This is a genomic window from Candidatus Eisenbacteria bacterium, assembly GCA_016867715.1.
Lineage (GTDB): Bacteria > Orphanbacterota > Orphanbacteria > Orphanbacterales > Orphanbacteraceae > VGIW01.
Genome location: VGIW01000001.1, coordinates 15005 through 36867, shown reverse-complemented (window position 1 = coordinate 36867; position 21863 = coordinate 15005). Strand labels below are relative to the sequence as shown.

Sequence of the window (21863 nt, the reverse complement as noted above, 5' to 3'; positions counted from 1 at the left end):
CTCACCGCCCCGCCGCCCCTTCCCCCTCGATCTCGAGACCCGCCGGCGCGCCCCGAAGCCGGAGGAGAAGCCGGACCCAGAGCGGGCGGGGCGGAGCGGCGGCATGGTAGCGGGCGAGCGTCCCCCCGAACGACTCCTTGAATCGTGAAATGCTCGGATGGTTGACGCCGAGAAAGTCGAACTCGGGGGTTCCTTCCGCCGCAAGTTCGGCGAGCGCGCGAACGAGAAGATGCGCCGACTCACCGCCTCGCCCGATTTCCCAATCGACGCCGCTTTCCAGCGAGTAGGCGCGCTTCCCATCGAGGCCGATCAGAAAGGTGGCGGCCGTGCGCCCGTCGCGGTGAAGTTCGAATACTCGCCCGCGACCCGACTCGAGAACCCAACGGATCAGCCCCCTCTCCTCCTCCTCGGAAATCGGGAAGCGCTTCCCTTGGCGTTGATAGCTCGCGAGCACGAGCCGGCAGTGCTCATCCGCGTTCGAGGAGGAGCGAACGACCGCTCCCTCTTCTTCCGCGCGCCGCGCCCGCCGGCGCTGCGATTTCTCCATTCGATCGAGAAGGCTCTCCGCGGTCGCGTCCCGAAGATCGATCCGAAGCGTGTAGCGGAACGCCGTCTCCCACGCTTCCTGGCGGAACGCCCGGAGGTCGTCGGACCCGGGCGGAAGAAGAAGGGAAAGGAGCGGGTAGGTCCGCGCCAGGAAGCGGAGCAAGGGGCGGATCGCCTCCGGCCGTTCCTCCCGCGCGACGAGCGGAAGGTAGGGGAGCAGGTAGGGGGCGGTCGCGATCGGGATCCCCGCGCGGCGCCTCACGGGAAGGGCGACCCCCGCCGCGAGCTCGTCTCCTCGAAACAACCCGACGAGGCGGACACTCCCCCCGTAGGCGCGGGCGATCCGGTCCACCCATTCGCGCGAAGCGAAGAAGGGAGTCGACCCCGCCTCCTCGACGAGGGCGTCCCAGAGAGGCTCCTCACCCGGCGCGAGCGGGCGGGCTCTTTCCGGCTCCGCGCTCATCGCGATCTCCCAGGCCCGAAGACGCGGGCCGCCGGCACGATTCGAAGGGGTTCGATCGCTTCACACGCAAACCATTCCTCCCACCCGTCGCCGAAGAAGAGGATCTCCTCCTTCCCCTTCGCTTCCGGAAGGGACGAGAGAGAGCGCGCGACCGCGACCCTCCGCGAAGCCGGGAGCGCGCGCGCGGCCCCGCGTCCGACGAGCGCATACAGCCGCCTCTCGCCTCGCAGAACGAGAAGCGTCGCCGCGGGGCCGGATCTCACTCGCGCGGCGTACGCGGCCCCCATCTTCCTCTCGAGGGCGATGCGTGCGACCGGATCGTTCGGTTCTCCCGAGAACGCCTCGACAAGAGGCGGGGATTCGTCGCCCTCTCGCGAAAGGGGGAGGCAAAACCCGACGCGCGGCTCCACCCTCCATCCCGCCCACGAGAGCGCGCGAAGATCGACGAGCGACGGGGACGCATCGCACGAGGGCCTTCCGTAGACCGACGCGAGCTCCCGCGCCAAGGAGGAGAGGACCTCCACCCCCTGCGGGATCCTCCGCGTCGGGGAGACCCCTTCCCGATGAAGCACGTGGAGCGAGAAGAGAGGGTACGGAGCCGACCTCCGCACGCGCTCTCTCCCCGAGGCGCCTTCCGTGAGGAGGAGCGCCCCGCCCGCGATCTCCCCGCCGATCCGGCAGAGGTGAAGCGACCAGGACGCGCCGAGCGCCGCGGCGAGCGTCTCGGCCCAAACCACGCGCGAGAAGAGGAGTCCTGCGCCCCCCGCCTCGAGGGCGGCGCTCCACTCCTCGATCTCCTCCGCTCGGGTCGCTCGAACGATCTCGATCGCGGCCACGGCCTATCCCGTTCCCCGAAGAAACCCGAAGAGGCCTCCCCGACCGCCCCGCAGGGGAACGGCGGGAACGACCGGCCGCCCCGCGCGGATCGCCCGGAGGAAATCGGGCGGGGAGTCGAACGGAGGAACCTCGTGGAAGATGCGCCCCAGCTCGAAGGGGGCGTGGGCGTCCGATCCGCATGCTGCGAGGAGACCTCTCTCCGCCGCGAAACGGGCGGCGCGCTCGTTGTCGTCGTCGTAGGGCGTCCGCCCATTCCGAACCTCGAAGAGATCGATGCGCGGCGCGCAGCGCTCGATCGCTTCGGCGAAGAGCCGACTCTTTCGCTTGCGGTCGAAAGGATGCGGAACGTAGACGAGCCCGCCCTGCGCGTGCACCGCGTCCATCGTCTCCTCGGGCGAGAGGCCGGGGGGCACCGCCTCCGCGAGGAAGAGGCCGATCACGTCCCCGAGCGCGGTCGTGATCTCCTCGCCGACGATCACCCGCACCTTCCCGCGGTCGCGAAGACGGAGCGCCCCCTCGATCGTGTCGTGGTCGGTGATCGCGAAGACATCGATCCCCTTCTCGGAAGCCGCCGCCTCCAGATCCTCGAACGTGTTCGAGGCGTCGCCCGAGATTTCCGTGTGCACGTGGATCTCCACGCGCACCGGGCGAGGAACTTCCGCGCGATCATCGATCATCGTCCCTTCCTTTCCCGCCGTTCGAGGCGGAGTGTATACTGAACCCGATCGGCCGGAGGAGGTTTTTCTCGAGAAGAGGAACGAACGATGTCGAACGAAGAGGTCGCGCGGGCGTTTCGAGAGATCGCGGCGCTCCTCGAGCTCAAGGGAGATTCCCCCTTCCACGCGCGCGCCTATGAGAAGGCGGCGGACGCGATCGAGCGGGCGGGGGATCTCGTCGGCCTCGCGCGCGAGGGACGGCTGACGGAGATCGGCGGCATCGGCAAGGGTCTCGCCGACAAGATCGGCTACTTCCTCGCGACCGGCACGATCCCTATGCTGGACGAGCTCCGGAAGGAGATCCCGAAGGGGGTCGTCGAGCTCGCGCGCATTCCGGGGCTCGGGCCGGGACGGATCCGCGCGCTCCGCGAATCGATCGGGATCGAGTCTCCGGAGGATCTCCAAAGCGCGCTCGCCGAGGGACGCCTTTCCGGAGTGAAAGGTTTCGGTCCGAAGCTTCTCGAGGACCTCGGGCGGGCGCTTCGCCTCTGGACGGAGTCGCGGGGCCTTCGTCTTCACCGCGCCGGCCGCCGGGATGCGGAGGAGGTTCTCGGCGCGCTCCTCGCCCTCGGCGCGGCGGAAGCGGCGATCGCGGGGGATCTCGCCCGGTGGCGCGAGATCGTCGGCGACCTCTCCTTGGTCGCGTCGCATCCCTCTCCCTCAGAGTTCCTCGCGGCGGCGGCCTCTCGCTTTCCAGGCTCGATGATTGAGGGGACGACCCTTCGCTTTTCAAGCGCATCGGGGCTTCCGGTTCGCGTCCGGGTCGTTCCTCCCTCGTCCTTTGGGGCGGCTCTCGCGCTCGCCGTCGCATCGCCCGCGCACCGCGCCGCGCTCGAGCGGCTCGCGGAGGAGCGCTCCCTCACGCTCGGCGAGGACGGGCTTCTGGAAGAGGGGCGCCTCCTTCCGGCGCGCGACGAGGCCGCGCTCTACGCCGCGCTCGGCCTCCCTCTCCTTCCCCCCGAAATCCGCGAGGGGAGCGGCGAGATCGAGGCCGCTCTTCGTGGACCGCTTCCCGGTCTTCTCGTCCGCGAGGAGATCCGGGGAGCCGTTCACGTCCACTCCGCGTGGAGCGACGGAACGGCGTCGATCCGAGAGATGGCGGAGAAGGCGATCGCGCTCGGGTTCGAGTACCTCGCGATCGCGGATCACAGCCGGAGCGCGGGCTACGCGGGAGGGCTCTCGATCGAGCGCCTCCTCGCGCAAGGAGAAGAGGCGCGATCCGTCGCGGCGGAGACGGCCCCCTTCCGCATCTTCCACGGCGTCGAGTCGGACATCCTCGCGAACGGCGCGCTCGATTATCCGGACGAGATCCTCGAAGCGCTCGACTTCGTCGTCTCCTCGGTCCACTCGCGCTTCGGTCTCTCGCGCGAGGAGCAGACCGCGCGGCTCGTCGCCGCGGTGCGAAACCGCTTCACGACGGTCCTCGGTCACCCTTCCGGGCGGCTTCTTCTCACACGCGAGCCGTACGCGTTCGACGCGGACGCCGTCTGGGACGCCGCGGCGGAGACGGGGACCGCCGTCGAGCTGAACGCGCACGAGGAGCGCCTCGACGTCGATTGGCGCGAGCTCCCCAAGCTCCGCGAGCGAGGAGTGCCGATCTGGATCGGATCGGACGCGCACGCGCCGGACGAGATGGGGGACCTCGATCTCGCGGTCCACATCGCCCGCAAGGGTTGGATCGGGCCGTGCGCGGTCCTCAACACGCTCCCGGCCGATGCCTTCGCCGAAGCGATCCGAAGAAAGCGCCGCTGACGGGTCGCACACGTGTACCAGGTACATCCTCGAAGAGAAGACGAGCGCCCGAAGGCGCCCGTCTCGCTGTCGGCAGACGAAAGAACCCTACCGGAACATCGACTTGATGTTCCCCCAGGTCGACTCCTCGGTCGCGGTGGGCTTGCCGCTCCCCAACCTCATCCGCTTGGGATCGATCTTGATGCGCCGATTGACGGGAAGCAAGCCGCGACCCGCGGCGGCGGTCAGGGGAGCGAGGAAGCGGACGCCTGCACCCACCCGAGGAGCGAGGGAATCCCGGGAAGGCCGAAGAGATCCGGCATGAAGCCGATCCAGAGAACCCCGGCGAGAGCGGCGATCATCGCAAGGCGCAGCCCGAGCGCGCCGTCGACCGCCGCCGGGCGGTCCGTTTCCTTCATGTAGAAATAGACGACGACGCGAAGGTAATAGTAAAGCGAAAGCGCGCTGTTCAGGACCGCGATGACGACGAGCCCCGTGAGCCCCCTCTCGATCGCCCCGCGGAAGAGAAGGTACTTGCCGAAGAAGCCGGCGGTCGGCGGGATCCCGGCGAGGGAAACGAGAAAGACCGTCATCGCGAGGCCGAGGAACGGCCTCCGGTATCCGACCCCCGCGTAGCGGTCCAGGGTGAGGACCTCGCGCCCTCCCTCGCGCGCGGAGAGAGCGGCGACGACCGCGAACGCGCCGCTCGTCATGAAGAGATACGCGAGGAGATAGTACATCACCCCCGCGCAGTCCACCGCTCCGCTCCCGGGGATCAGCCCGAGGAGAAGATACCCGGCGTGGGCGATCGACGAATAGGCGAGCATCCGCTTCACGTTGTTCTGCGTGAGCGCGGAGAGGTTCCCCACCGTCATCGTGAGGATCGCGATCCATCGGAGGGCGGGTTCGGCCGCCTCGCGCCCGAGAAACGCGGCTGCGGGATGGGCTTCCGCGGCGAACGCGAACGAGAGGACCCGAAGAAGGAGGCCGAAGGTCGCGATCTTCACGGCGGTGGCCATGAACGAGGCGATCGGGGTCGGGGCCCCGTCGTACACATCCGGCGCCCACATGTGGAACGGAACCGCCGCCGCCTTGAAGAAGAAACCGACGAGAAGGAGAAGGACGCCGGAGGCGCCGAGAAGCCGATCTCCGCCGTGCATCGCGGCGAGGTCGATCGTCCCCGTCGCCCCGAAGAGGAGCGCCGCTCCGAAGAGGAAGATCGCGGACGAGAACGAGCCGAGCACGAAGTACTTCATCGCCGCCTCGATCGAGCGGTCATCCTCCCGCGCGTAGCCGCAAAGAACATAGAGCGGGATCGAGAGGAGCTCGAGCGCGAGGAAGATCATAAGGAGATTGGTCGTTGAGACAAGAAGGAACATTCCGGAGAGCGAGAAGAGGAGGAGCCCGTAGTACTCGGCGCGCACGCGCCCTTCCCGCCGGAGAACCGGCTCGGAGAGGAAGAGGGTGAAGAACGCGGCGCCGAGGAGAAGGACCATGAAGACGAGCGCGAACCGGTCGAGGACGAGGGCCCCCTCCCATGCCCGGACCGAGTCGGGCGCGCCTCGGAGCGCGAGGACCGCGACCGCGAGGACCGCGACAGCCGCGGCGAGTCCGAGACGCGTTCTCCATGCGCCGAGGAGCGTGGTGAGCGTCGCGCCCACGGCGATCACGATGAACGGAAGGAGCGCGCGAAGGATGTCGGGGCCGAAGAGAGGCGGGCTCATGGCGTCTCCTCCGCCGAATCGATCGCCTCGGCGACGAGCCGAACCTCGGGCGTTTCGGCCTCCGCCCGCGCCTCCCCTCGCATCATCTCGATATGGCGCTCCACCGCCCCCTCCATTCGATCGAGAAGCGGCGCCGGGTGCACGCCGAGCGCCACCATTCCCGCCAGAAGGGGCACGATCACCACGAGCTCGCGAATGGAAAGATCGCGAAGGTTTCGGTTCGCGTCCGAGGTGATCGGGCCGAAGAAGACGCGGCGGACCATCCAGAGCATGTAGACCGCGCCGAGCACAACGCCGGTCGCGGCGATCGCCGCCTGGCCCGGATGAACGCGGAAGGTCCCGAAGAGCACGAGAAACTCGCCGACGAAACCGCATAGAGCGGGGAGACCGATCGAGGCGAGCGTCGTGACGAGAAAGACCGCCGCGAAGAGAGGCATCGGCCTCGCGAGCCCGCCGTATTCGGAGATGAGCCGCGTGTGCCGCCTCTCATAGATCACGCCCACGAGAAGGAAGAGCGCGGAGGTGGAGAGCCCGTGCGCGAGCATCACGTAGATCGCCCCTTGAATCCCGCTCGTGTTGAACGCGAAGAGCCCGAGAACGACGAACCCGAGATGGCTTACCGATGAATACGCGACGAGCTTCTTCACGTCGTCTTGCACCATCGCGACGAGCGCTCCATAGACGATCCCGACGAGCGCGAGAAAAGCGAGGAGAGGCGCCGCCGCCTGAGCCGCCTCGGGGAAGAGAGGCATCGCGTAGCGGAGGAAGCCGTACGTCCCCATCTTGAGGAGGATCCCGGCGAGGATCGCGCTCCCCGCCGTCGGAGCCTCCACGTGCGCGTCCGGAAGCCACGTGTGGAACGGGAAGAGGGGCACCTTGATCGCGAACGAGAGCGCGAACGCGCCGAAGAGGAGCATCTGGAGCGTCCGCGGCACCGGCGTTCCCACGAGGTCCGCCCAATCGAATGAAAGATGCCCGCTCGCCTCCGCCGCGTGGCGCGCGAGAACGAGAAGCGCCGCGAGCATGAGAAGCGACCCAACCACCGTGTAGAGGACGAACTTGACGGCCGCGTAGATCCTCCTCTCCCCTCCCCACACGCCGATGAGAAACGCCATCGGGACGAGCATCAGCTCCCAGAACACGTAGAAGAGGAAGAGGTCGAGCGCGACGAACGCCCCGATCATTCCGGTGTGAAGAAGAAGATAGAAGAGCGCGAACTCCTTCACGCGGCTCGTGATCGCGTTCCACGCCGAGAGATAGACGAGCGGGGCGAGGAACGTCGTGAGAAGGAGAAGAAAGAGAGAGATCCCGTCGATCCCGACGTGATAGGAGATCCCGAACGCGGGAACCCAGGGGGCTCTCTCCTCGAACTCCATCCCGCCGGTCCCCTCGAACTCCCACGCGAGCGGAAGGGAGACAAGGAAGAGAAGCACGGTGACGAGAAGCGTGACGAGGCGCACCGCGCGCGTGTTCGAGCCGGGCACGAACGCGAGAAGGAGCATCCCCGCGAGCGGGAGGAAGATCAGCGCCGTCAAGATGCCTCCCATCGTCTCCCCTTACAACACCTTCCAGAGAAGCACCGCGAGCGCCGCGAGAAGCACGAACGCGTAGGTCTGCGCGTGTCCCGATTGGGCGAAGCGGAGCATGTAGCTGAATCCGCGCGCGAGATGCCCCGCGAGGTTCACGAGGCCGTCCACGATTCGCACGTCAACGATTCGGAAGAGAACCCTCCGCGACACGACATGAATCGGATGAACGACGAGCACGTAGTAGATTTCGTCCACGTAGAACTTGTCGCGGACCGTCCGATAGACGGCCGGGAACCGCCCGGCGAGGCGCGCAGGAAGTTCTTGGTTCCGCACGTAGAAGGCGTGAGCCGCCGAGGTCCCGAAGACCGCGATCGCAACCGCGAGCGCCATGAGGACGAGCTCGGTCCCGTGGGACGCGTGCGCGGACGCGTAGCCCTTCCCGTGATGCGCGCTCTCGAAAACCGGCGCGAGCCAGTGCTCGAACCGGTTTCCGCCGCCGAGCGCGGCCGGCACGCCGAGGAACCCGGCGAGGGCGGCCCCCGCCGCGAGGATCACGAGCGGCACGGTGAAGAGAGGAGGCGACTCGTGCGCCCCGCGCGTCTTCTCTCCTTCTCCTCCCGCGAAGACGAGGAAGAAGAGGCGGAACATGTAGAAGGCGGTAAGCACCGCGGCGAGGGTCCCGAGAACCCACGCCGCTTTCGGCGCCCAAGAGAGCGCGGCGCTCGTTCCGGAAAACGCGCGGAAGAGGATCTCGTCCTTCGAGAAGAAACCGGAGAGAGGCGGGAAGCCCGCGATCGCCGCCGTCGCGATGAGGAACGTCCATCCGGTCCGCGGCATCTTTCGGAAGAGACCGCCCATCTTCCGAATGTCCTGCTCCCCGCTCACCGCGTGGATCACCGATCCCGCCCCGAGGAAGAGACACGCCTTGAAGAACGCGTGCGTGAAGACGTGGAAGATCCCAGCCGCGAACGCGCCTGCCCCCACGCCGATCATCATGTATCCGAGCTGGCTCACCGTCGAGTAGGCGAGCACCTTCTTGATGTCGGTCTGCGTGACGGCGATCGTCGCCGCGAAGAGCGCGGTCGCCGCTCCGACGAGGAGAACGACCGCGGAGGCGGCGGGCGCGAGCTCGTAGAGGAACGACATCCGCGCGATCATGTAGACGCCCGCCGTCACCATCGTGGCCGCGTGGATGAGAGCCGAGACCGGAGTCGGACCGGCCATCGCGTCGGGGAGCCAGATGTAGAGCGGGATCTGCGCCGACTTGCCGGTCGCCCCGATGAAGAGGAGAAGGGCGGCGCCCTCGATCACGCCTCGCGGAAGCTCGTGCACGCGCGCGGCGATCTCTCCGATCGCGAGGGTCGCGCCCCCGCCCAAGCGCGCGAGCGAGGAGGCGAGAAGGAGCATCCCGAGAAGGAACCCGAAATCCCCGATCCGGTTCACGATGAACGCCTTCTTCCCCGCGCGCGCCTTCTCCGTGTCCTCGAACCAGAAACCAATGAGGAGATACGAGCAGAGACCGACCCCTTCCCACCCGACGAAGAGCGTGAGGAGCGAATCGCCGAGCACGAGAAGAAGCATGAAGAAGAGGAACAGGTTCAAGAAGGCGAAGTAGCGCGCGTGTCCTTTGTCGTGCGCCATGTAACCGGCCGAATAGAAATGGATGACGCCCCCCACGCCGGCCACCACGAGGACCATCGCGAGGGAGAGCGGATCCGCGAGGAGGCGAAGATGCACGGAGAGGTCTCCGCTCCCGATCCAACGGAAGACCTCTTGAACGAGAAGCCGGTGCTCCGGCTCCTCGCCGAGGAACCTCCGGAAGAGATCGAGGGCGAGAAGGAAAGAGAGGGTCGGCCCCGCGCACGCGACGAAGGCGGTGAAGCGGAGCGGGAGCTCCCGGCGGAGGCGCGCGGCAGCGGCGGCGGCGAGCCCGTTCACCGCGAACCCGATCAGCGGGAAAATCAAGATCCAGAGAAGCGCGCCTTCCACGCCTCACACCCTTTATTGATGAAGTACGTTGAACCGGTCGAGGTTCACCGTCTCCTTCTTCCGGTAGAGGGCCACGACGATCGCAAGACCGACGGCCGCCTCGGCCGCGGCTACCGCGATCACGAAAAACACAACGATCTCCCCGTCGACGAGGAGCCTCGAGCGGGAAAACGCCGCGAACGCCAGGTTCGCCGCGTTCAGCATCAGCTCGATCCCCATAAGGACAACGAGAAGGTTCCTCCGCGCGAGCACGCCGACGCACCCGACGAGGAAGAGGACGAGGCTCACCATCAGGTAGTGGGTTTCCGGCGCCATCAGAACTTCCTCATCGCGAGCACGACCGCGCCCACCATCGCCGCGAGAAGGAGAACCGAAACGACCTCGAACGGGAGGAGATAGCGCGTGAAGAGGGCCGTGGCCATCCCATCGAGCGATCCGAGCCCCTCCGCGTCCGCGGGGAACGAGATTCGGCCCCGCGTCGCGAGAACGCGCGCCAGAACGAGAAGCACCGCGAGAGAGGCGAGCGAGGCGAGCACCGCGCGCGGCCGCGAGAGCCCGAGAACCCGCATGTCTCTCTCCCGCAGGTTCAGAATCATGATCACGTAGATCACGAGCACCATCACCGCCCCCGCGTAGACGAGGAGCTGGACGGCGAAGAGGAAATGGGCCGAGAGCGTGGCGAAGAGACCCGCCACCGCGACGAGCGAAACGACGAGGGAGAACGCCGACGAGAGCGGGTTCTTGCGCGTCACGGTCAACACCGCTCCGGCGACGGCGAGGAACGAGAAAACCCAAAAGGCGATCGTCTGCATGGCTCCCTAGTCGTTCAAGAGCGTATCGATATCGTAGATCAGCTTCTTCCGCGAATCGGAAGTAAGCTCGTATTTCCCCGTGTCCATCCGGATCGCGTCGACCGGGCACGCCTCCACGCAGAGACCGCAGAATACGCAACGGAGGATGTTGATGTCAAACCGCACGGCGACCTTCTCCGCCGCGTCCCCTCTCTCCCCCGCCTCGATGCTGATGCAGTCGGCGGGGCACGCGGTCTGGCAGCAATAGCAGGCGACGCACTTCGGCGTTCCGTCGTCTCTCTTCGTCAGGCGGTGCCTCCCGCGGAAACGCTCCGGCAGCACCCGCTTCTCTTCCGGGTACTGAAGGGTCGGCATCCGTTCCTGGTGGAGGATGTTGGAGACGAGGTGGCGGATCGACACCGCCATCCCCTTCGCGATCTCGAAGAGATACCACTTCTCCTTGATGTTCATCGGACGGCCGACGGTGCGGATCCCCGGCATGAGCCCCTCAATCGATGCCGAGCAACACGAGCCCGGTCACCGCGATGTTCAAGAGTCCGAGCGGGACGAGGCTCTTCCAGCCGAGTCCCATCAATTGGTCGTAGCGGAATCGGGGAAGAGTCCATCGAACCCAAATGAACAAGAAACCGAACGCGAGAATCTTCGCGACGAGGAACAGAAACTGGACCGCCGCGACGAGGATCTGCGCGCCGAGCGGCCGGATCCCCGAAAGAAACGCGAGCGCCAGGAGAGCGAGGGCCGCGACGAAGATCGACGCGGCGCCGAGCACCTTCGCCTCGCGGCTCCGGCGATCGCGGTAGAGAGCGCTGAGCCGGCGGCCGTACGAGCGGAAGAGAACGGCCGCGAGCACGGCGAAGAGAGCGACGAGCACAAGGAGCGCGCGCGCCGTGAGGAGCGCGTTCGCCCGGAGCGTTTCCGTCCCGAGCCACGGCACCTGCCAGCCGCCGAAGTAGAGCGTCGCGACGACCGCGCTCCCCGCCACCATCGCCACGTACTCGCCCATGAAGTAGAAGGCGAAACGCATGCTCGAGTACTCGACATGGAAGCCGATGATCTCGGACTCCCCTTCCGGAAGGTCGAACGGGTTCCGGTTCGTTTCCGCGAAGAGCGCGATCAAGAAGAGAAGAAACCCGAGCGGCTGCAGGAAGACGTTCCACCTCGGGAGGAAACCGAAGAGAAGCCCTCCCTGTTGGCGGGCGATCTCGCCGAGGTCGAGAGTCTGCGAGATCATGAGAACGCCGATGAGCGAGAGCCCCATCGCGAGCTCGTAGCTCACCATCTGCGCGGCCGAGCGCATCCCGCCGAGCAGCGTGTAGGTGTTGTTCGCCCCCCATCCGCCGAGAACGATCGCGTATACGTGAAACGACGTGATTGCGAGCACGAAGAGGATCCCGACATTCAGCGTAACGGCCCGCATCTCGATGAGCCGCCCGCCGACGCTCAGGTTGTCCGCGAGCGGGATGATCGCGAAGGGGAGCATCGAGATGAAGATGGCGAGGAACGGACCCAGATTGTAGTAGAAACGGTTCACGCGCGCGGGCGTCCAATCCTCCTTCGCGAGGAGCTTCACCACGTCGGCGAACGGATGGACGAGGCCTCCGAGACGAATCCCGAGCACTTCCGCGCGGTTCGGGCCGGTCCGATCTTGAATGAAGGCGGCCGCCTTCCGCTCGCCCCAGACGAGAAGCGGAACGAACATGAGCGGAAGAAACGCGGCGACGAGCGCGAAGAGAACGGGGAGAAGGAGATCAGAGAGCATGCGCGCCTCCTCCGGGCGATGGGGACAAGCTCCCGAGAGCCGGCGCCGCCTGGAAGGTCTCCTCGCGGAGCGCTCCGAAATCGCTCCACTCGAGAGACGCTCCGAGAGCGCGCGCGATCCCTTCGAGAACGCGGAAGACCGGCCGCGATTCGCCGACCGCCTTCAAGACCGGATGGAACGCCTGCGTCCGCCCCTCGAAGTTCGTCCAGCTTCCTTCCGTCTCCGCGTAGGTGCAAACGGGAATGCGGAGCGCGGCCTTTTCCGCCGTCGCATCTCGATTCGAGGCGAGCGCGATGAGCTTCTTCCCGCGGAGAAGGTCCGCGAGATCCGGACGGTCCCCGAGAAGATCGTTCTCCACCACGAGGACGCAATCCGGAGCCTTCCGGAGCGCCCCCTCGAGATCGCCCGACAAGCCGAGAATCTCCATCCCCTTCCGGTTCGGGTTCCGGTCGGGGCGCTTCAGGATCCGATCCCCTTCCCAAGGCTTCCGGAACGAGCCGCCGACGAGCGCAGCGCGCGGAAGCGCGGCGTCTCGGAAACGCTTCAGCGCGAAAAGATTCTCATTTGAAGAGCGCGGCGAGGCGACGAGAAGGACCGATCCGGCTTCCCTCAGGATCCGCGCCGCCTCCTCATCCGCCCGCTCCGGAGAATGCGCTCCGGCTTCTCCCTCCGCGCGGAGGAGACGATCCCGGTTGATCCACTTGTAGTCGAGTCGCCCGTCGTCGCAGATCCACCAGCGGTTCACGTCCAGGTTCGCGCGCGGACGGATCCGCTGCACTTCGTTCTGGTACTGCTCGATGTAAATGTTGCAGCCGCGCTCGCATCCGGGGCAGATCGAGCCTGCGGTCTTCAGGAACCACACGCGCACCTTGAAGCGGAAGTCCTTGCTGGTGAGCGCGCCGACCGGGCAGATGTCGATCACGTTCCCGGAATAGGGGTTCTCGAGCGTTCGGCCGGGGAAGGTCGTGATCTCGGAGCGGCCGCCCCGGTTCGCGAGGACGAGCTCCCGCACGCCCGCGATCTCGTCGCAGAAACGGACGCAGCGCGAGCAGAGGATGCAGCGCTCCGAGTCGAGCACGACGAGCGGGCCGAGATCGACCCGCTTCCGCTTCAGGATCTTCTCCTCGACAGCGACCCGCGAATCATGGAGGCCGTGCTCCATGTAGTACTTCTGGAGCCCGCATTCCCCCGCTTGATCACAGATCGGGCAATCGATCGGGTGGTTTCGGAGAAGGAACTCCATCACCTCGGTCCGCTCGCGGATCACCTTCTCCGACTCGGTGTGGACGACCATTCCGTCCGCGACGAGCGTCGTGCACGCGGTCTGCAGCTTCGGGATCCCCTCGATCTCCACCGCGCACATCCGGCAGTTCCCCTCGGGGGATAGACCCGGATGGTAGCAGTAGTGCGGGATGCGGACCCCGAAGAGGAGAGCCGCCTCGATCAGGTTGATCCCGTCGGGGACTTCGCGCTCCACACCGTTCAGCGTGAACTTCGCCATCGCCTTCCTCGATCAGGGCGCCGCGGAGGAGGACGCCCGATCCGCGAGATGCGCCTCGAACTCCGCGCGGAACTTCGTCACGTGGCTCACGACCGGCATCGCGAGCGCGTCGGAAAAGACGCAGATCGTGTTGCCGACGATCTGCGCCGCGAGGCTCTCGAGCTTCTCGAGGTCCTTTCGGGTTCCGTTTCCCGCCGCGATCTTCTGCACGATCTCCGCGATCCACCCCGAGCCCTCGCGGCAGGGAGTGCACTGGCCGCACGATTCGTGCGCGTAGAAATGCGCGAGCTTGTCGAGCGCCCACACCATGTCGGTCGTCTCGTCCATCACGATGCAGCCGCCCGACCCGAGCATCGAGCCGGTCGCTTGGACCGATTCGAAATCGACGTTCACCGCGTACGCTTCCTCGGCGGTGAGGACGGGCGTCGAGGATCCTCCCGGGATGAGCGCCTTCAGCTTCCGCCCGCCGCGCACGCCCCCCGCGAGATCCTCGATCAGGCCGCGCATCGGAACGCCGTGCGCCACCTCGTACACGCCGGGCTTCTCGATATGGCCCGACACGCTCATGAGCCGCGTTCCCGGGCTCTTCTCGGTTCCGATCGCGCGGTACGCGTCCGGCCCGTTCTCCACGATGAACGGAAGGTTCGCGAGGGTCTCCACGTTGTTGATGACGGTCGGCTTTCCAAAGAGACCGACGTTCGTCGGGAAGGGGGGCTTCATGCGCGGCTGCCCCTTCTTCCCTTCGATCGAGTTGAGGAGCGCGGTCTCCTCGCCGCAGATGTACGCTCCCGCGCCGCGGTGGATCGTGAGGTCGATCGGTTGTCCCGAGCCGCCGGCGTTCGGACCGAGAAGACCGGCCGCGTACGCCTCGGCCGCCGCCGCGCGGATCCTCTCGTACGGAAGACAGAACTCGCCGCGGATGTAGAGGTAGGCATGCGCGCATCGAATCGCGTGGCACGCGATCACGATCCCCTCGATGAGTAGGTGCGGGTCCTTCTCGAGGATCAACCGATCCTTGAACGTTCCGGGTTCGCTCTCGTCGGCGTTCACGCAGAGATAGGTCGCGTCCCGGTTCTTCGGGAGGAACGTCCACTTGAGCCCGGTCGGGAAGCCGGCGCCTCCCCGCCCGCGAAGACCCGAGTCCTTCACGAGCCGGACGATCTCCTCCGGCTCTTCCGCGAGAGCTTTCGCGGAAGCGCGGTACGCGCCCGCCGCGCGCGCCGAGACGAGCGCGTGCGAATCGGGGTTCACCATGCGCGCCTTGAGGAGGATCGTCTCGGCGATCACTTCATCCACTCCTCGAGGAGGGCGTCGACCGTCTCCAGCGTCAGGTTCTCGTAGTACGCGTCGTTCACTTGCATCGCGGGACCCGTTCCGCACGAGGCGAGGCACTCGACCGCCGTGAGCCGGAACCGTCCGTCCGCCGTCGCCTCTCCCGCCCGAATGCCGAGACGCTTCTCGAGGTGGGCGAGAATCCCTTCCGACCCTGTGAGCGAGCACGAGAGGTTGTTGCACACTTGGATGTGATAGCGGATCGGCTTCTCGAGCTCGAACATCGTGTAGAAGGTCGCGAGCGAATAGACATGCGCCGGAGAGGTGCGGCACGTCTCCGCCGCGAGCTCCATCACCTCGTGCGAGATCCAACCGAAGTCGCGCTGCGCCATCCACAGAACCGGGAGGAGAAGCGCGTGGTCGGTCGGATAGCGCCGGCGGAGCGCTTCGATCTCCTCCGCGCGCGCGGCGCTCCAGCGGGGTTTCTCTGTCTTCACCGGTCCAACTCCCCCGCAATAATGTTCAGCGACCCGAGCGTCGCGATCATGTCCTGGATCATTCCCCCCTCCGTAAGGCGCGGGAACGCCGAAAAGACATAGAAGCAGGGCGGGCGCACCTTGACCTTGTACGGTTTTCCGGTTCCATCGCTCACGACGAAGAAGCCGAGCTCGCCGTTCGCCGCCTCGATCGAACCGTAGCACTCGCCCGCGGGCGGCTTGATCCCCTCCATGATGATCATGAAGTGGTTCATCAGCGCCTCGATGTTGCCGTACACCTCGGTCTTCGGCGGGAGCGACACGCGTTTGTCGTCGACGTTCACCGGTCCGCCCGGCATCTTCTTCATCGCCTGCGCGACGATCCGCATCGACTCGCGCATCTCTTCCATGCGGACCCAGATCCGGTCGTACGCGTCGCCGCGCGTCCCGACGATCACGTTCCAGTCGTAGCCGTCGTAGCCGTAGTACGGCTCGTCCTTCCGGAGGTCGTTCGGAACGCCGCATGCGCGAAGGCACGGCCCGGTGAACCCGTGCGAGATCGCCTCCTCGGCCGAGATCGCGCCGACGCCGACCACCCGGTCGAGGAAGATCCGATTCCGGGCGACGAGCCTCTCCACGTCCCCGAGAGCCTTCGGGAGCTCGCGGAGGATCCCCTCGACTCCTTCCTCGAAGCCGGCATGGAGATCGTGGGCGAGACCGCCGATCCGAACGTAGCAGTGCGTGAGACGCGCGCCGCAGAGCGCCTCGATCACGTCGTAGATTCTCTCGCGCTCGTTGAACAGATACCAGTAGTTGGTGAGCGCGCCGACATCGACGAGGTTCGCCGCGACGCACACGAGATGGTCCATGATCCGTCCGAGCTCGAGAAGAACGACGCGGATCGTCTGCGCGCGCGCCGTCGGCTCGATGCCGAGCATCTTCTCGATCGTCCGGCAATAACCGATGTTGTTCATGACCGAGCTGCAATAATTCAGTCGGTCCGTGAAGGGGATCACGTGCGTGTAGGTCCCCTTCTCCGCCGATTTCTCGAACCCGCGATGGAGGTAGCCGATCTCGGGAACCGTATGCCGAACCGTCTCCCCCTCGAGATCGACGAGCGCGCGGAGCGCTCCGTGCATCGCCGGATGGGAGGGGCCGATGTTGAGAAGGACCGACTCGCTCTCCTCCTCCTCCGCGCCGCCCCGGAGCTTCCGCATCTCGTCCATCAGGTCGTCCGGCTCGGAGAGCCACTGCTGTTTCTTGATGTCGTAGTCCTTCCGGAGCGGATGGCCGACGAAATCTTTATGATTCAAAATACGCTTCAGGTTCGGGTGATTGCGGAAGCGGACGCCGTATTGATCGTAGACCTCGCGCTCCGCCCAGTTCGCCGACTTCCAGAGGTCCGAGACGGTCTCGAGGGCGAGGTCCTCGTCCGGGGGACGGCACTGGACCCGCACGCGTTCCGATCCGACCGAAGGACGCAAGATGTACACGACGTCGAAGCGGGGTTTCGAGTCGGGGAGCTCCAGACGATCGACCGCGGTGACATCGAGGAGCAGATCGAAACCGTGCTCGTCCCGGAGGGAGCGAAGAACGTCCCGAAGACCGGAAGGTTCCACCCGAAACACCGTATCCCCGAAGGGATTCGGTTCCTCCCGGACCGCGCCGGCCAAGCGGCTCCGGAAACGGTCGAGAGACGGCGACGACAAGTCTATGCGCTCCCTTCCGTCCGCTGCGACCGGGGGGGGACTCCCGCGTCGATTCTCCTCTGCAGCTCCGTGACGGCGTGGAGGACCGCCTCGGGCCGCGGAGGACACCCGGGGATATAGATGTCCACGGGGATCACGTGGTCGATTCCTTGAAGCGTGCAATAATTGTCATAGAACGCGCCCGCGCTCGCGCAGGCGCCCATCGCGATCACCCACTTCGGCTCCGCCATCTGCGCGTAGATCCTGCGAAGGATCACCGCCTGCTTGTGCACGATCGTTCCCGAGACGATGAGGAGATCCGACTGGCGCGGGGAGAAGCGGACCACCTCGGCGCCGAAGCGCGAGAGATCGAACGGAGAGGCGACGACCGCCATGAACTCGATCGCGCAGCAGGCGGTTCCGTAGGGGAGCGGCCAGAGAGAGTTCCGGCGCCCCCATCGAAGGACCGCGTCGAGACGCGTGGTGAGCACGCCCGATCCGGAGAGGTTCTCGATCTCCCTCAATCCCATTCGAGCGCCCCCCGCTTCCAAACATAGACGAGCCCCGCGACGAGCATCGCGAGGAAGACGGCCATCTCGACGAAACCGAAGAGACCGAGACGCCGGTAGACGACGGCCCACGGATAGAGGAAGACCGCCTCGACATCGAAGAGGAGGAAGAGAACGGCCACCAAGTAGTACTTCACGGGGATCGCCCGGCGTGGGGGAGCGGGCTGCGGAATGCCGCACTCGTACGGCTCCCCTTTCGTCCGCTCCGTCCGTCTCGCTCCGAGGAAGTTCGAGACGACGAGCAGCATCGCCGGGGTGATCAGGGCGAGAGCGACCACGAGGATGAGCGGGGCGTAACCGTTCATTCGATCCCCACACGAGGAGACGAACGGAAGCGGTCCCGGGCGGGCCCCGGAACGCTTCCGGGAGAAGCCTTGTGAAGCCGGCCGGACGCGACGGGCCGGCGTCTCGAGGAACCGGACCGCCCACGCCGCGCGATCCATCCGTCGCGCGCGCGGCCGCCGGGGTGCGTGTTCGGTTCGCAGGGAAATATACGGATCCGGCCCGGCAAGGGTCAAGAAAAAGAACGGAGCGGGATCGAAGAGCGGATGCGGCAACGCGCGCCGGAGAAACGAAGCGGAAAGGCCCCGCCCCGTCGGCGCGCGTCGACCGGGATCAGCGCCAGCGGTGTTGCCTGCGCCCTCCGAGGTTCTCGATTCCGGCGATCTTCTTGCAGCAGATCTCGGCGTGCTCTCTCGCACGATAGCGCATCCCGCACACGATGCAGCGATACTCGCCGTTCGGTGTGGAGTGCTCTTCGACTCGGGACGCGCTCGCGAGGACTTCTTGCCGACCGTTCTTTCCGCTCACGTTCCAACGACCTCTCGAACAGGGGATCGCAACTTGCGGGGCAGGAATCCGGCGGGGAGGCGGTTTCCGGCGTCCGTTTCGACCTCTGCCTCTGCCCCTCACACCACGAGCCGGCCCCGCCCGAGCTTTGCTAGTATAGCAGAAGACGATGCGGTCCTCAACCCCGGATTCGTCGCCTCTCGCCGGGAGCCCGAGAGGTTCGTCTCGCGCCGGATGAATCCGAATCCGACGGAGACTCGACCGGCGCCTCCCGGCCTCGGCCCGGGGCAGGCGCGTACAGGCTCAGACACCCCTCGCCCCGGGCCCCGGCGGCCGCGCGTGGAGCGCACTTCCATCGGGTTGACCGGAAACCCCGATCAGGGTATGGGCCGTGGCGCGAACGAGCCGGACCGAGCGGATCTCGCCCGGCCTCACGCGCTCGACCGGAAAGACGACGCCGCTCCCCTTCGGCGTTCGCCCGAACGCCTCCTCCGCCGACTTCTTGCTGGCGCTCTCGACAAGGACCTCCGCCTCCGTCCCCACCTCTTCCTCGAGCCTCTCCCTCGAGTGCTCCCTCTCCATGCGCGCGAGGCGCGTCACGCGCTCGCTCTTCACCTCGGAGGGGACGTCGTCCGCGAAGCGGCGCGCGGCGAGCGTGTGCTTGCGTTCCGAGTACGGGAACGTGAACGCCGAATGGAAGCGGATCTCCTCCATCGCGCGGACGGTTTCCTCGAAATCTCCGTCCGTTTCGCCCGGGAAGCCCGCGATGAGATCGGTCGTGATCGCGACCCCGGGGATCGCTTCCCGAATCCGCTGGACAATGCCGTCGAAATGCTCCCGCGTGTAGCCGCGTCCCATCCGATCCAGAACCCGGTCGCTCCCCGACTGGAGGGGAAGGTGCACGTGAGGCATCGCGGCCGGCTCCTCGGCGAGGACGCAAAGGAGCTGGTCCGGAAAATCCTTCGGATGGGGAGAGGTGAAACGAACGCGCCGAATTCCGTCGACCCGGCACATGGCGCGAAGGAGATCCGCGAAACCGCGCCCTTCGTCCCGGTACGAGTTCACGTTCTGCCCGAGAAGCGTGATCTGCGGGACGCCTTCTCGGACGACCGCGCGCGCTTCGGCGAGGACCGACGCGAGCGGCCGCGACCTCTCCCGCCCCCGCGTGTACGGCACGACGCAGAACGTGCAGAAGTTGTCGCAGCCGCGCATCACCGTGATCCAGGCGTTCACGCCCGAGCGTCGAAGCGGCGGGATGTCCGTGTACGTTTCGGTCTTCGAGAGCCGCGTTTCCCGCTCCCGGTCGCCCTTCGCGCTCTTTCGGAGAAGATCGGGGAGAGCCCGATACGCGTCCGGACCGACGATGAAGTCGACCGCCCCTTCGTGTTCGAGGAGATCCGCCTTGAGGTTCTGCGCGAGGCATCCGAGGATGCCGATCCGAAGAGCCGGCCTCTCGTTCTTCAAAGGATGGAGCTGCCGGAGGCGCTGGTAGATCCGTTCCTCCGCGTGCTCGCGCACCGCGCACGTGTTGATCAGGATGCGGTCCGCCTCGCGAAGGTCCTCGACGACCTCGAAGCCCTCTCCCTCGAGGAGCCCGCCGATGACCTCCGAATCGGAGAGGTTCATCTGGCATCCGTAGGTTTCGAGATAAACCTTCAACCGAGAACCTCCTCGACCGTTCCCCGCGCATCCGCGACCGACGATTCTTCGACGCGCACGCGCGCGATCCGGTTCTCGAGATCCTCCGCCGAGCGGGCGGCGACGCGCGTGTAGTTCGGCGCGTGGCCGACCCAGCGCCCGCTCCGGTCGCGCGTCTCGAAGAGGACGTCGAGCGTCCTTCCGATGAAGCGCTCGTGGAAACGCCGCTTCTTCTCCTCGCCGAGCGCGCGGGCTTCGTCCGCCCGGCGCCGGATGATGTCGGGACGCACCTTCCCCGGAAGGCGCGCGGAGCGCGTCCTTGGATGCTCGGAGTAGGGGAAGACGTGGAAATGATAGAAGGGAAGCGACTCGAGAAGACCCATCGTGTTGCGGAACGCCTCTTCCGTTTCTCCGGGAAAGCCGACGAGCACGTCCGTTCCGACGCCGACGTCCGGCACGCGGCGGGCGAACGCTCCGAAGAGCGCGGCGTACGACGCCGCGGTGTAGGGCCTCCCCATCGCGGCGAGAATCCCGTCGTCGGCGCTCTGCAGACAAAGATGGAGGTACGGGCAGAGCTTCCCGCCGCGCTCCATGCGCGCGATGATCTCGTCCCCCGCCGTCATCGGCTCGATCGACCCGATTCGGATCCGATCGATCCCGGAAACCTCCTCCAGCCGATCGATGAGCCGCGCGAGGTCGGCGCCGCCGTCCGAGTACGTTCCAATGTTCACGCCCGAAAGAACGATCTCTCGATGCCCGCGCGCCGCGAGCGCTTCCGCCTCGCGCACGCAATCATCCGCGCGCCGGCTCCGCGCGCGCCCCCGCGTGAGCGGGATCACGCAGAAGGCGCAGAATTGGTCGCACCCGTCCTGGATCTTCAAGTTCGCGCGCGTCTCGGCGAAGATTCCGGCTCCCTCGATCGCGAAGGGGCCGCGCTCGACCCGGTTTCTCAAGACCGGAGAGGACTTGTCGATCGCGGAGACGAGGTCGGGAAGGCGGTGCTTGTCCACGGTTCCGACGACAAGATCGACGCCGCCGATTGCGCGGATCCGCTCCGCGTCGAGCTCCGCGTAGCACCCGGTCACCACGACGCGCGCCTCCGGCGATCGCTTCCGGAGAAGGCGGATGAGGCGCCTGCATTTCGCCTCGCTCCCCCTCGTGACCGAACAGGTGTTGATGATGTGGAGATCGGCGCTCTCCCCCTCGGGCGCAGCGGACCAGCCGCGCGAAAGGAGGCCGCCGAGCAGAAGAGCGCTCTCCGCCTGATTCAGACGGCAGCCGAGCGTGTGAACGGACGCGCGCACGAAGTCCTACTCTCCGGCCTGAGACCTTCAGGCCTCAACATCTCGGCCCTCAAGACCCGCCCGAATGCCCGCAGGACGGCCCCGCGCCGGAGGGAGAGCTCCCCCCCACGCCGAAGATCGAGAACTGTTTTTCGACTTGATCCGCCCCGCACTTCGGGCAGCGGATCTCCTCCCTTCCGAACACGAGAAGGGAGAAAAAGTGCTGACAGCTCATGCAGCGGTACTCGTAGATCGGCACGGATCGTCCTCCCTTTCGGAACAAACGGGCGATCCTCCCGCCCGTCTTCTTTCATCATAACCGATCGAAGGCATTCATGGTACCCAGACTGGGTGGTGGCCGTGGCCGCCACCCGCGCGGGGGGACGTCTTCAGGGATCGGCCGGAGCTCCATTCGCGCACCGAATTCGGCCTGCAACGATTCATCCACTCAACCACGGCGGGTGGCGGCGGCAGGTGTCCGCGAGAAGCGCAGCCACCAAGCCCGAAGGGCGACTGGCGAGCATGGAGCGGACAGCCGCCG

General features: G+C 66.5%; 21 protein-coding genes. 1 reads left to right on the top strand and 20 read right to left on the bottom strand.

Going from position 1 to position 21863, the window contains the following annotated elements; genetic code table 11:
* Window position 1: 1 nt before the first annotated feature.
* From FJY73_00170 to FJY73_00160, 3 genes are read right to left on the bottom strand one after another with little or no spacing between them, the layout of a single operon-like run.
* Entirely contained in the window at window positions 2-1009 is a 1008-nt protein-coding gene (locus tag FJY73_00170) for a GNAT family N-acetyltransferase (GenBank protein MBM3319076.1), read from the bottom strand.
* A complete protein-coding gene (locus tag FJY73_00165) occupies window positions 1006-1845 on the bottom strand; it encodes a hypothetical protein (GenBank protein ID MBM3319075.1) in 840 nt (279 codons plus the stop codon). Before FJY73_00165 ends, FJY73_00170 begins: the two co-directional genes overlap by 4 nt.
* Before the next feature lie 3 nt (window positions 1846-1848).
* Window positions 1849-2523, bottom strand: coding sequence for a PHP domain-containing protein (locus tag FJY73_00160; GenBank protein ID MBM3319074.1), 675 nt, complete (start codon window positions 2521-2523; stop codon window positions 1849-1851).
* An 87-nt stretch (window positions 2524-2610) separates the two neighbouring features.
* Between FJY73_00160 and FJY73_00155 the strand changes: the two genes are divergently transcribed.
* Entirely contained in the window at window positions 2611-4314 is a 1704-nt protein-coding gene (locus tag FJY73_00155; protein ID MBM3319073.1) for a hypothetical protein, read from the top strand.
* A gap of 224 nt (window positions 4315-4538) precedes the next feature.
* Here FJY73_00155 and FJY73_00150 read toward each other — a convergent pair whose 3' ends face one another.
* From FJY73_00150 to FJY73_00070, 17 genes are all read right to left on the bottom strand, one after another.
* Complete coding sequence (locus tag FJY73_00150; GenBank protein ID MBM3319072.1) at window positions 4539-6017, bottom strand: NADH-quinone oxidoreductase subunit N; 1479 nt, start codon at window positions 6015-6017, stop codon at window positions 4539-4541.
* Window positions 6014-7564 carry an NADH-quinone oxidoreductase subunit M gene (locus tag FJY73_00145; GenBank protein MBM3319071.1) on the bottom strand — a complete coding sequence of 517 codons (1551 nt, stop codon included), beginning with the start codon at window positions 7562-7564 and terminating at the stop codon, window positions 6014-6016. Before FJY73_00145 ends, FJY73_00150 begins: the two co-directional genes overlap by 4 nt.
* A gap of 9 nt (window positions 7565-7573) precedes the next feature.
* Window positions 7574-9535, bottom strand: coding sequence for an NADH-quinone oxidoreductase subunit L (gene nuoL, locus FJY73_00140; GenBank protein MBM3319070.1), 1962 nt, complete (start codon window positions 9533-9535; stop codon window positions 7574-7576).
* 12 nt (window positions 9536-9547) lie between these two features.
* The gene (gene nuoK / locus FJY73_00135; GenBank protein MBM3319069.1) at window positions 9548-9850 is read right to left on the bottom strand and encodes an NADH-quinone oxidoreductase subunit NuoK; all 303 of its coding nucleotides are present in this window, start codon (window positions 9848-9850) and stop codon (window positions 9548-9550) included.
* On the bottom strand, window positions 9850-10347 hold the full coding sequence (locus FJY73_00130; GenBank protein ID MBM3319068.1) for an NADH-quinone oxidoreductase subunit J: 498 nt from the start codon (window positions 10345-10347) through the stop codon (window positions 9850-9852). The genes nuoK and FJY73_00130 overlap by 1 nt, the downstream gene beginning before the upstream one ends.
* A 6-nt stretch (window positions 10348-10353) precedes the next feature.
* Window positions 10354-10827, bottom strand: coding sequence for an NADH-quinone oxidoreductase subunit I (locus FJY73_00125; protein MBM3319067.1), 474 nt, complete (start codon window positions 10825-10827; stop codon window positions 10354-10356).
* A 7-nt stretch (window positions 10828-10834) separates the two neighbouring features.
* Window positions 10835-11281 carry an NADH-quinone oxidoreductase subunit H gene (locus FJY73_00120; protein MBM3319066.1) on the bottom strand — a complete coding sequence of 149 codons (447 nt, stop codon included), beginning with the start codon at window positions 11279-11281 and terminating at the stop codon, window positions 10835-10837.
* An 814-nt stretch (window positions 11282-12095) separates the two neighbouring features.
* A complete protein-coding gene (locus FJY73_00115) occupies window positions 12096-13607 on the bottom strand; it encodes a (2Fe-2S)-binding protein (protein ID MBM3319065.1) in 1512 nt (503 codons plus the stop codon).
* Between the two features lie 12 nt (window positions 13608-13619).
* Window positions 13620-14861: an NADH-quinone oxidoreductase subunit NuoF gene (nuoF, locus tag FJY73_00110; protein ID MBM3319064.1), complete on the bottom strand. Its 1242-nt coding sequence runs from the start codon at window positions 14859-14861 to the stop codon at window positions 13620-13622.
* 29 nt (window positions 14862-14890) lie between these two features.
* Entirely contained in the window at window positions 14891-15376 is a 486-nt protein-coding gene (locus tag FJY73_00105) for an NAD(P)H-dependent oxidoreductase subunit E (GenBank protein MBM3319063.1), read from the bottom strand.
* Complete coding sequence (locus tag FJY73_00100) at window positions 15373-16983, bottom strand: NADH-quinone oxidoreductase subunit D (protein ID MBM3319062.1); 1611 nt, start codon at window positions 16981-16983, stop codon at window positions 15373-15375. Before FJY73_00100 ends, FJY73_00105 begins: the two co-directional genes overlap by 4 nt.
* 83 nt (window positions 16984-17066) lie before the next feature.
* Window positions 17067-17573 carry an NADH-quinone oxidoreductase subunit B gene (locus tag FJY73_00095; protein MBM3319061.1) on the bottom strand — a complete coding sequence of 169 codons (507 nt, stop codon included), beginning with the start codon at window positions 17571-17573 and terminating at the stop codon, window positions 17067-17069.
* Window positions 17564-17917, bottom strand: a complete 354-nt coding sequence (locus FJY73_00090; GenBank protein MBM3319060.1) for an NADH-quinone oxidoreductase subunit A — start codon at window positions 17915-17917, stop codon at window positions 17564-17566. Before FJY73_00090 ends, FJY73_00095 begins: the two co-directional genes overlap by 10 nt.
* Window positions 17918-18227: 310 nt before the next feature.
* Complete coding sequence (locus FJY73_00085; protein MBM3319059.1) at window positions 18228-18422, bottom strand: hypothetical protein; 195 nt, start codon at window positions 18420-18422, stop codon at window positions 18228-18230.
* 282 nt (window positions 18423-18704) lie between these two features.
* Window positions 18705-20027, bottom strand: a complete 1323-nt coding sequence (gene miaB / locus FJY73_00080; protein ID MBM3319058.1) for a tRNA (N6-isopentenyl adenosine(37)-C2)-methylthiotransferase MiaB — start codon at window positions 20025-20027, stop codon at window positions 18705-18707.
* Between the two features lie 29 nt (window positions 20028-20056).
* Window positions 20057-21343 (bottom strand): tRNA (N(6)-L-threonylcarbamoyladenosine(37)-C(2))-methylthiotransferase MtaB, encoded by a 1287-nt coding sequence (gene mtaB, locus FJY73_00075; protein MBM3319057.1) that lies wholly within the window; start codon window positions 21341-21343, stop codon window positions 20057-20059.
* 49 nt (window positions 21344-21392) lie between these two features.
* Window positions 21393-21581 carry a zinc ribbon domain-containing protein gene (locus FJY73_00070; protein MBM3319056.1) on the bottom strand — a complete coding sequence of 63 codons (189 nt, stop codon included), beginning with the start codon at window positions 21579-21581 and terminating at the stop codon, window positions 21393-21395.
* Window positions 21582-21863: the final 282 nt, after the last annotated feature.

What these genes read in the sequence shown, in the direction of transcription:
- FJY73_00170 (MBM3319076.1), bottom strand. Translation starts at nt 1,009, where the DNA reads ATGAGCGCGGAGCCGGAAAGAGCCCGCCCGCTCGCGCCGGGTGAGGAG.
- FJY73_00160 (MBM3319074.1), bottom strand. Translation starts at nt 2,523, where the DNA reads ATGATCGATGATCGCGCGGAAGTTCCTCGCCCGGTGCGCGTGGAGATC.
- FJY73_00155 (MBM3319073.1), top strand. Translation starts at nt 2,611, where the DNA reads ATGTCGAACGAAGAGGTCGCGCGGGCGTTTCGAGAGATCGCGGCGCTC.
- FJY73_00150 (MBM3319072.1), bottom strand. Translation starts at nt 6,017, where the DNA reads ATGAGCCCGCCTCTCTTCGGCCCCGACATCCTTCGCGCGCTCCTTCCG.
- FJY73_00145 (MBM3319071.1), bottom strand. Translation starts at nt 7,564, where the DNA reads ATGGGAGGCATCTTGACGGCGCTGATCTTCCTCCCGCTCGCGGGGATG.
- nuoK (MBM3319069.1), bottom strand. Translation starts at nt 9,850, where the DNA reads ATGGCGCCGGAAACCCACTACCTGATGGTGAGCCTCGTCCTCTTCCTC.
- FJY73_00130 (MBM3319068.1), bottom strand. Translation starts at nt 10,347, where the DNA reads ATGCAGACGATCGCCTTTTGGGTTTTCTCGTTCCTCGCCGTCGCCGGA.
- FJY73_00125 (MBM3319067.1), bottom strand. Translation starts at nt 10,827, where the DNA reads ATGCCGGGGATCCGCACCGTCGGCCGTCCGATGAACATCAAGGAGAAG.
- FJY73_00115 (MBM3319065.1), bottom strand. Translation starts at nt 13,607, where the DNA reads ATGGCGAAGTTCACGCTGAACGGTGTGGAGCGCGAAGTCCCCGACGGG.
- nuoF (MBM3319064.1), bottom strand. Translation starts at nt 14,861, where the DNA reads ATGGTGAACCCCGATTCGCACGCGCTCGTCTCGGCGCGCGCGGCGGGC.
- FJY73_00095 (MBM3319061.1), bottom strand. Translation starts at nt 17,573, where the DNA reads ATGGGATTGAGGGAGATCGAGAACCTCTCCGGATCGGGCGTGCTCACC.
- FJY73_00090 (MBM3319060.1), bottom strand. Translation starts at nt 17,917, where the DNA reads ATGAACGGTTACGCCCCGCTCATCCTCGTGGTCGCTCTCGCCCTGATC.
- miaB (MBM3319058.1), bottom strand. Translation starts at nt 20,027, where the DNA reads ATGAACCTCTCCGATTCGGAGGTCATCGGCGGGCTCCTCGAGGGAGAG.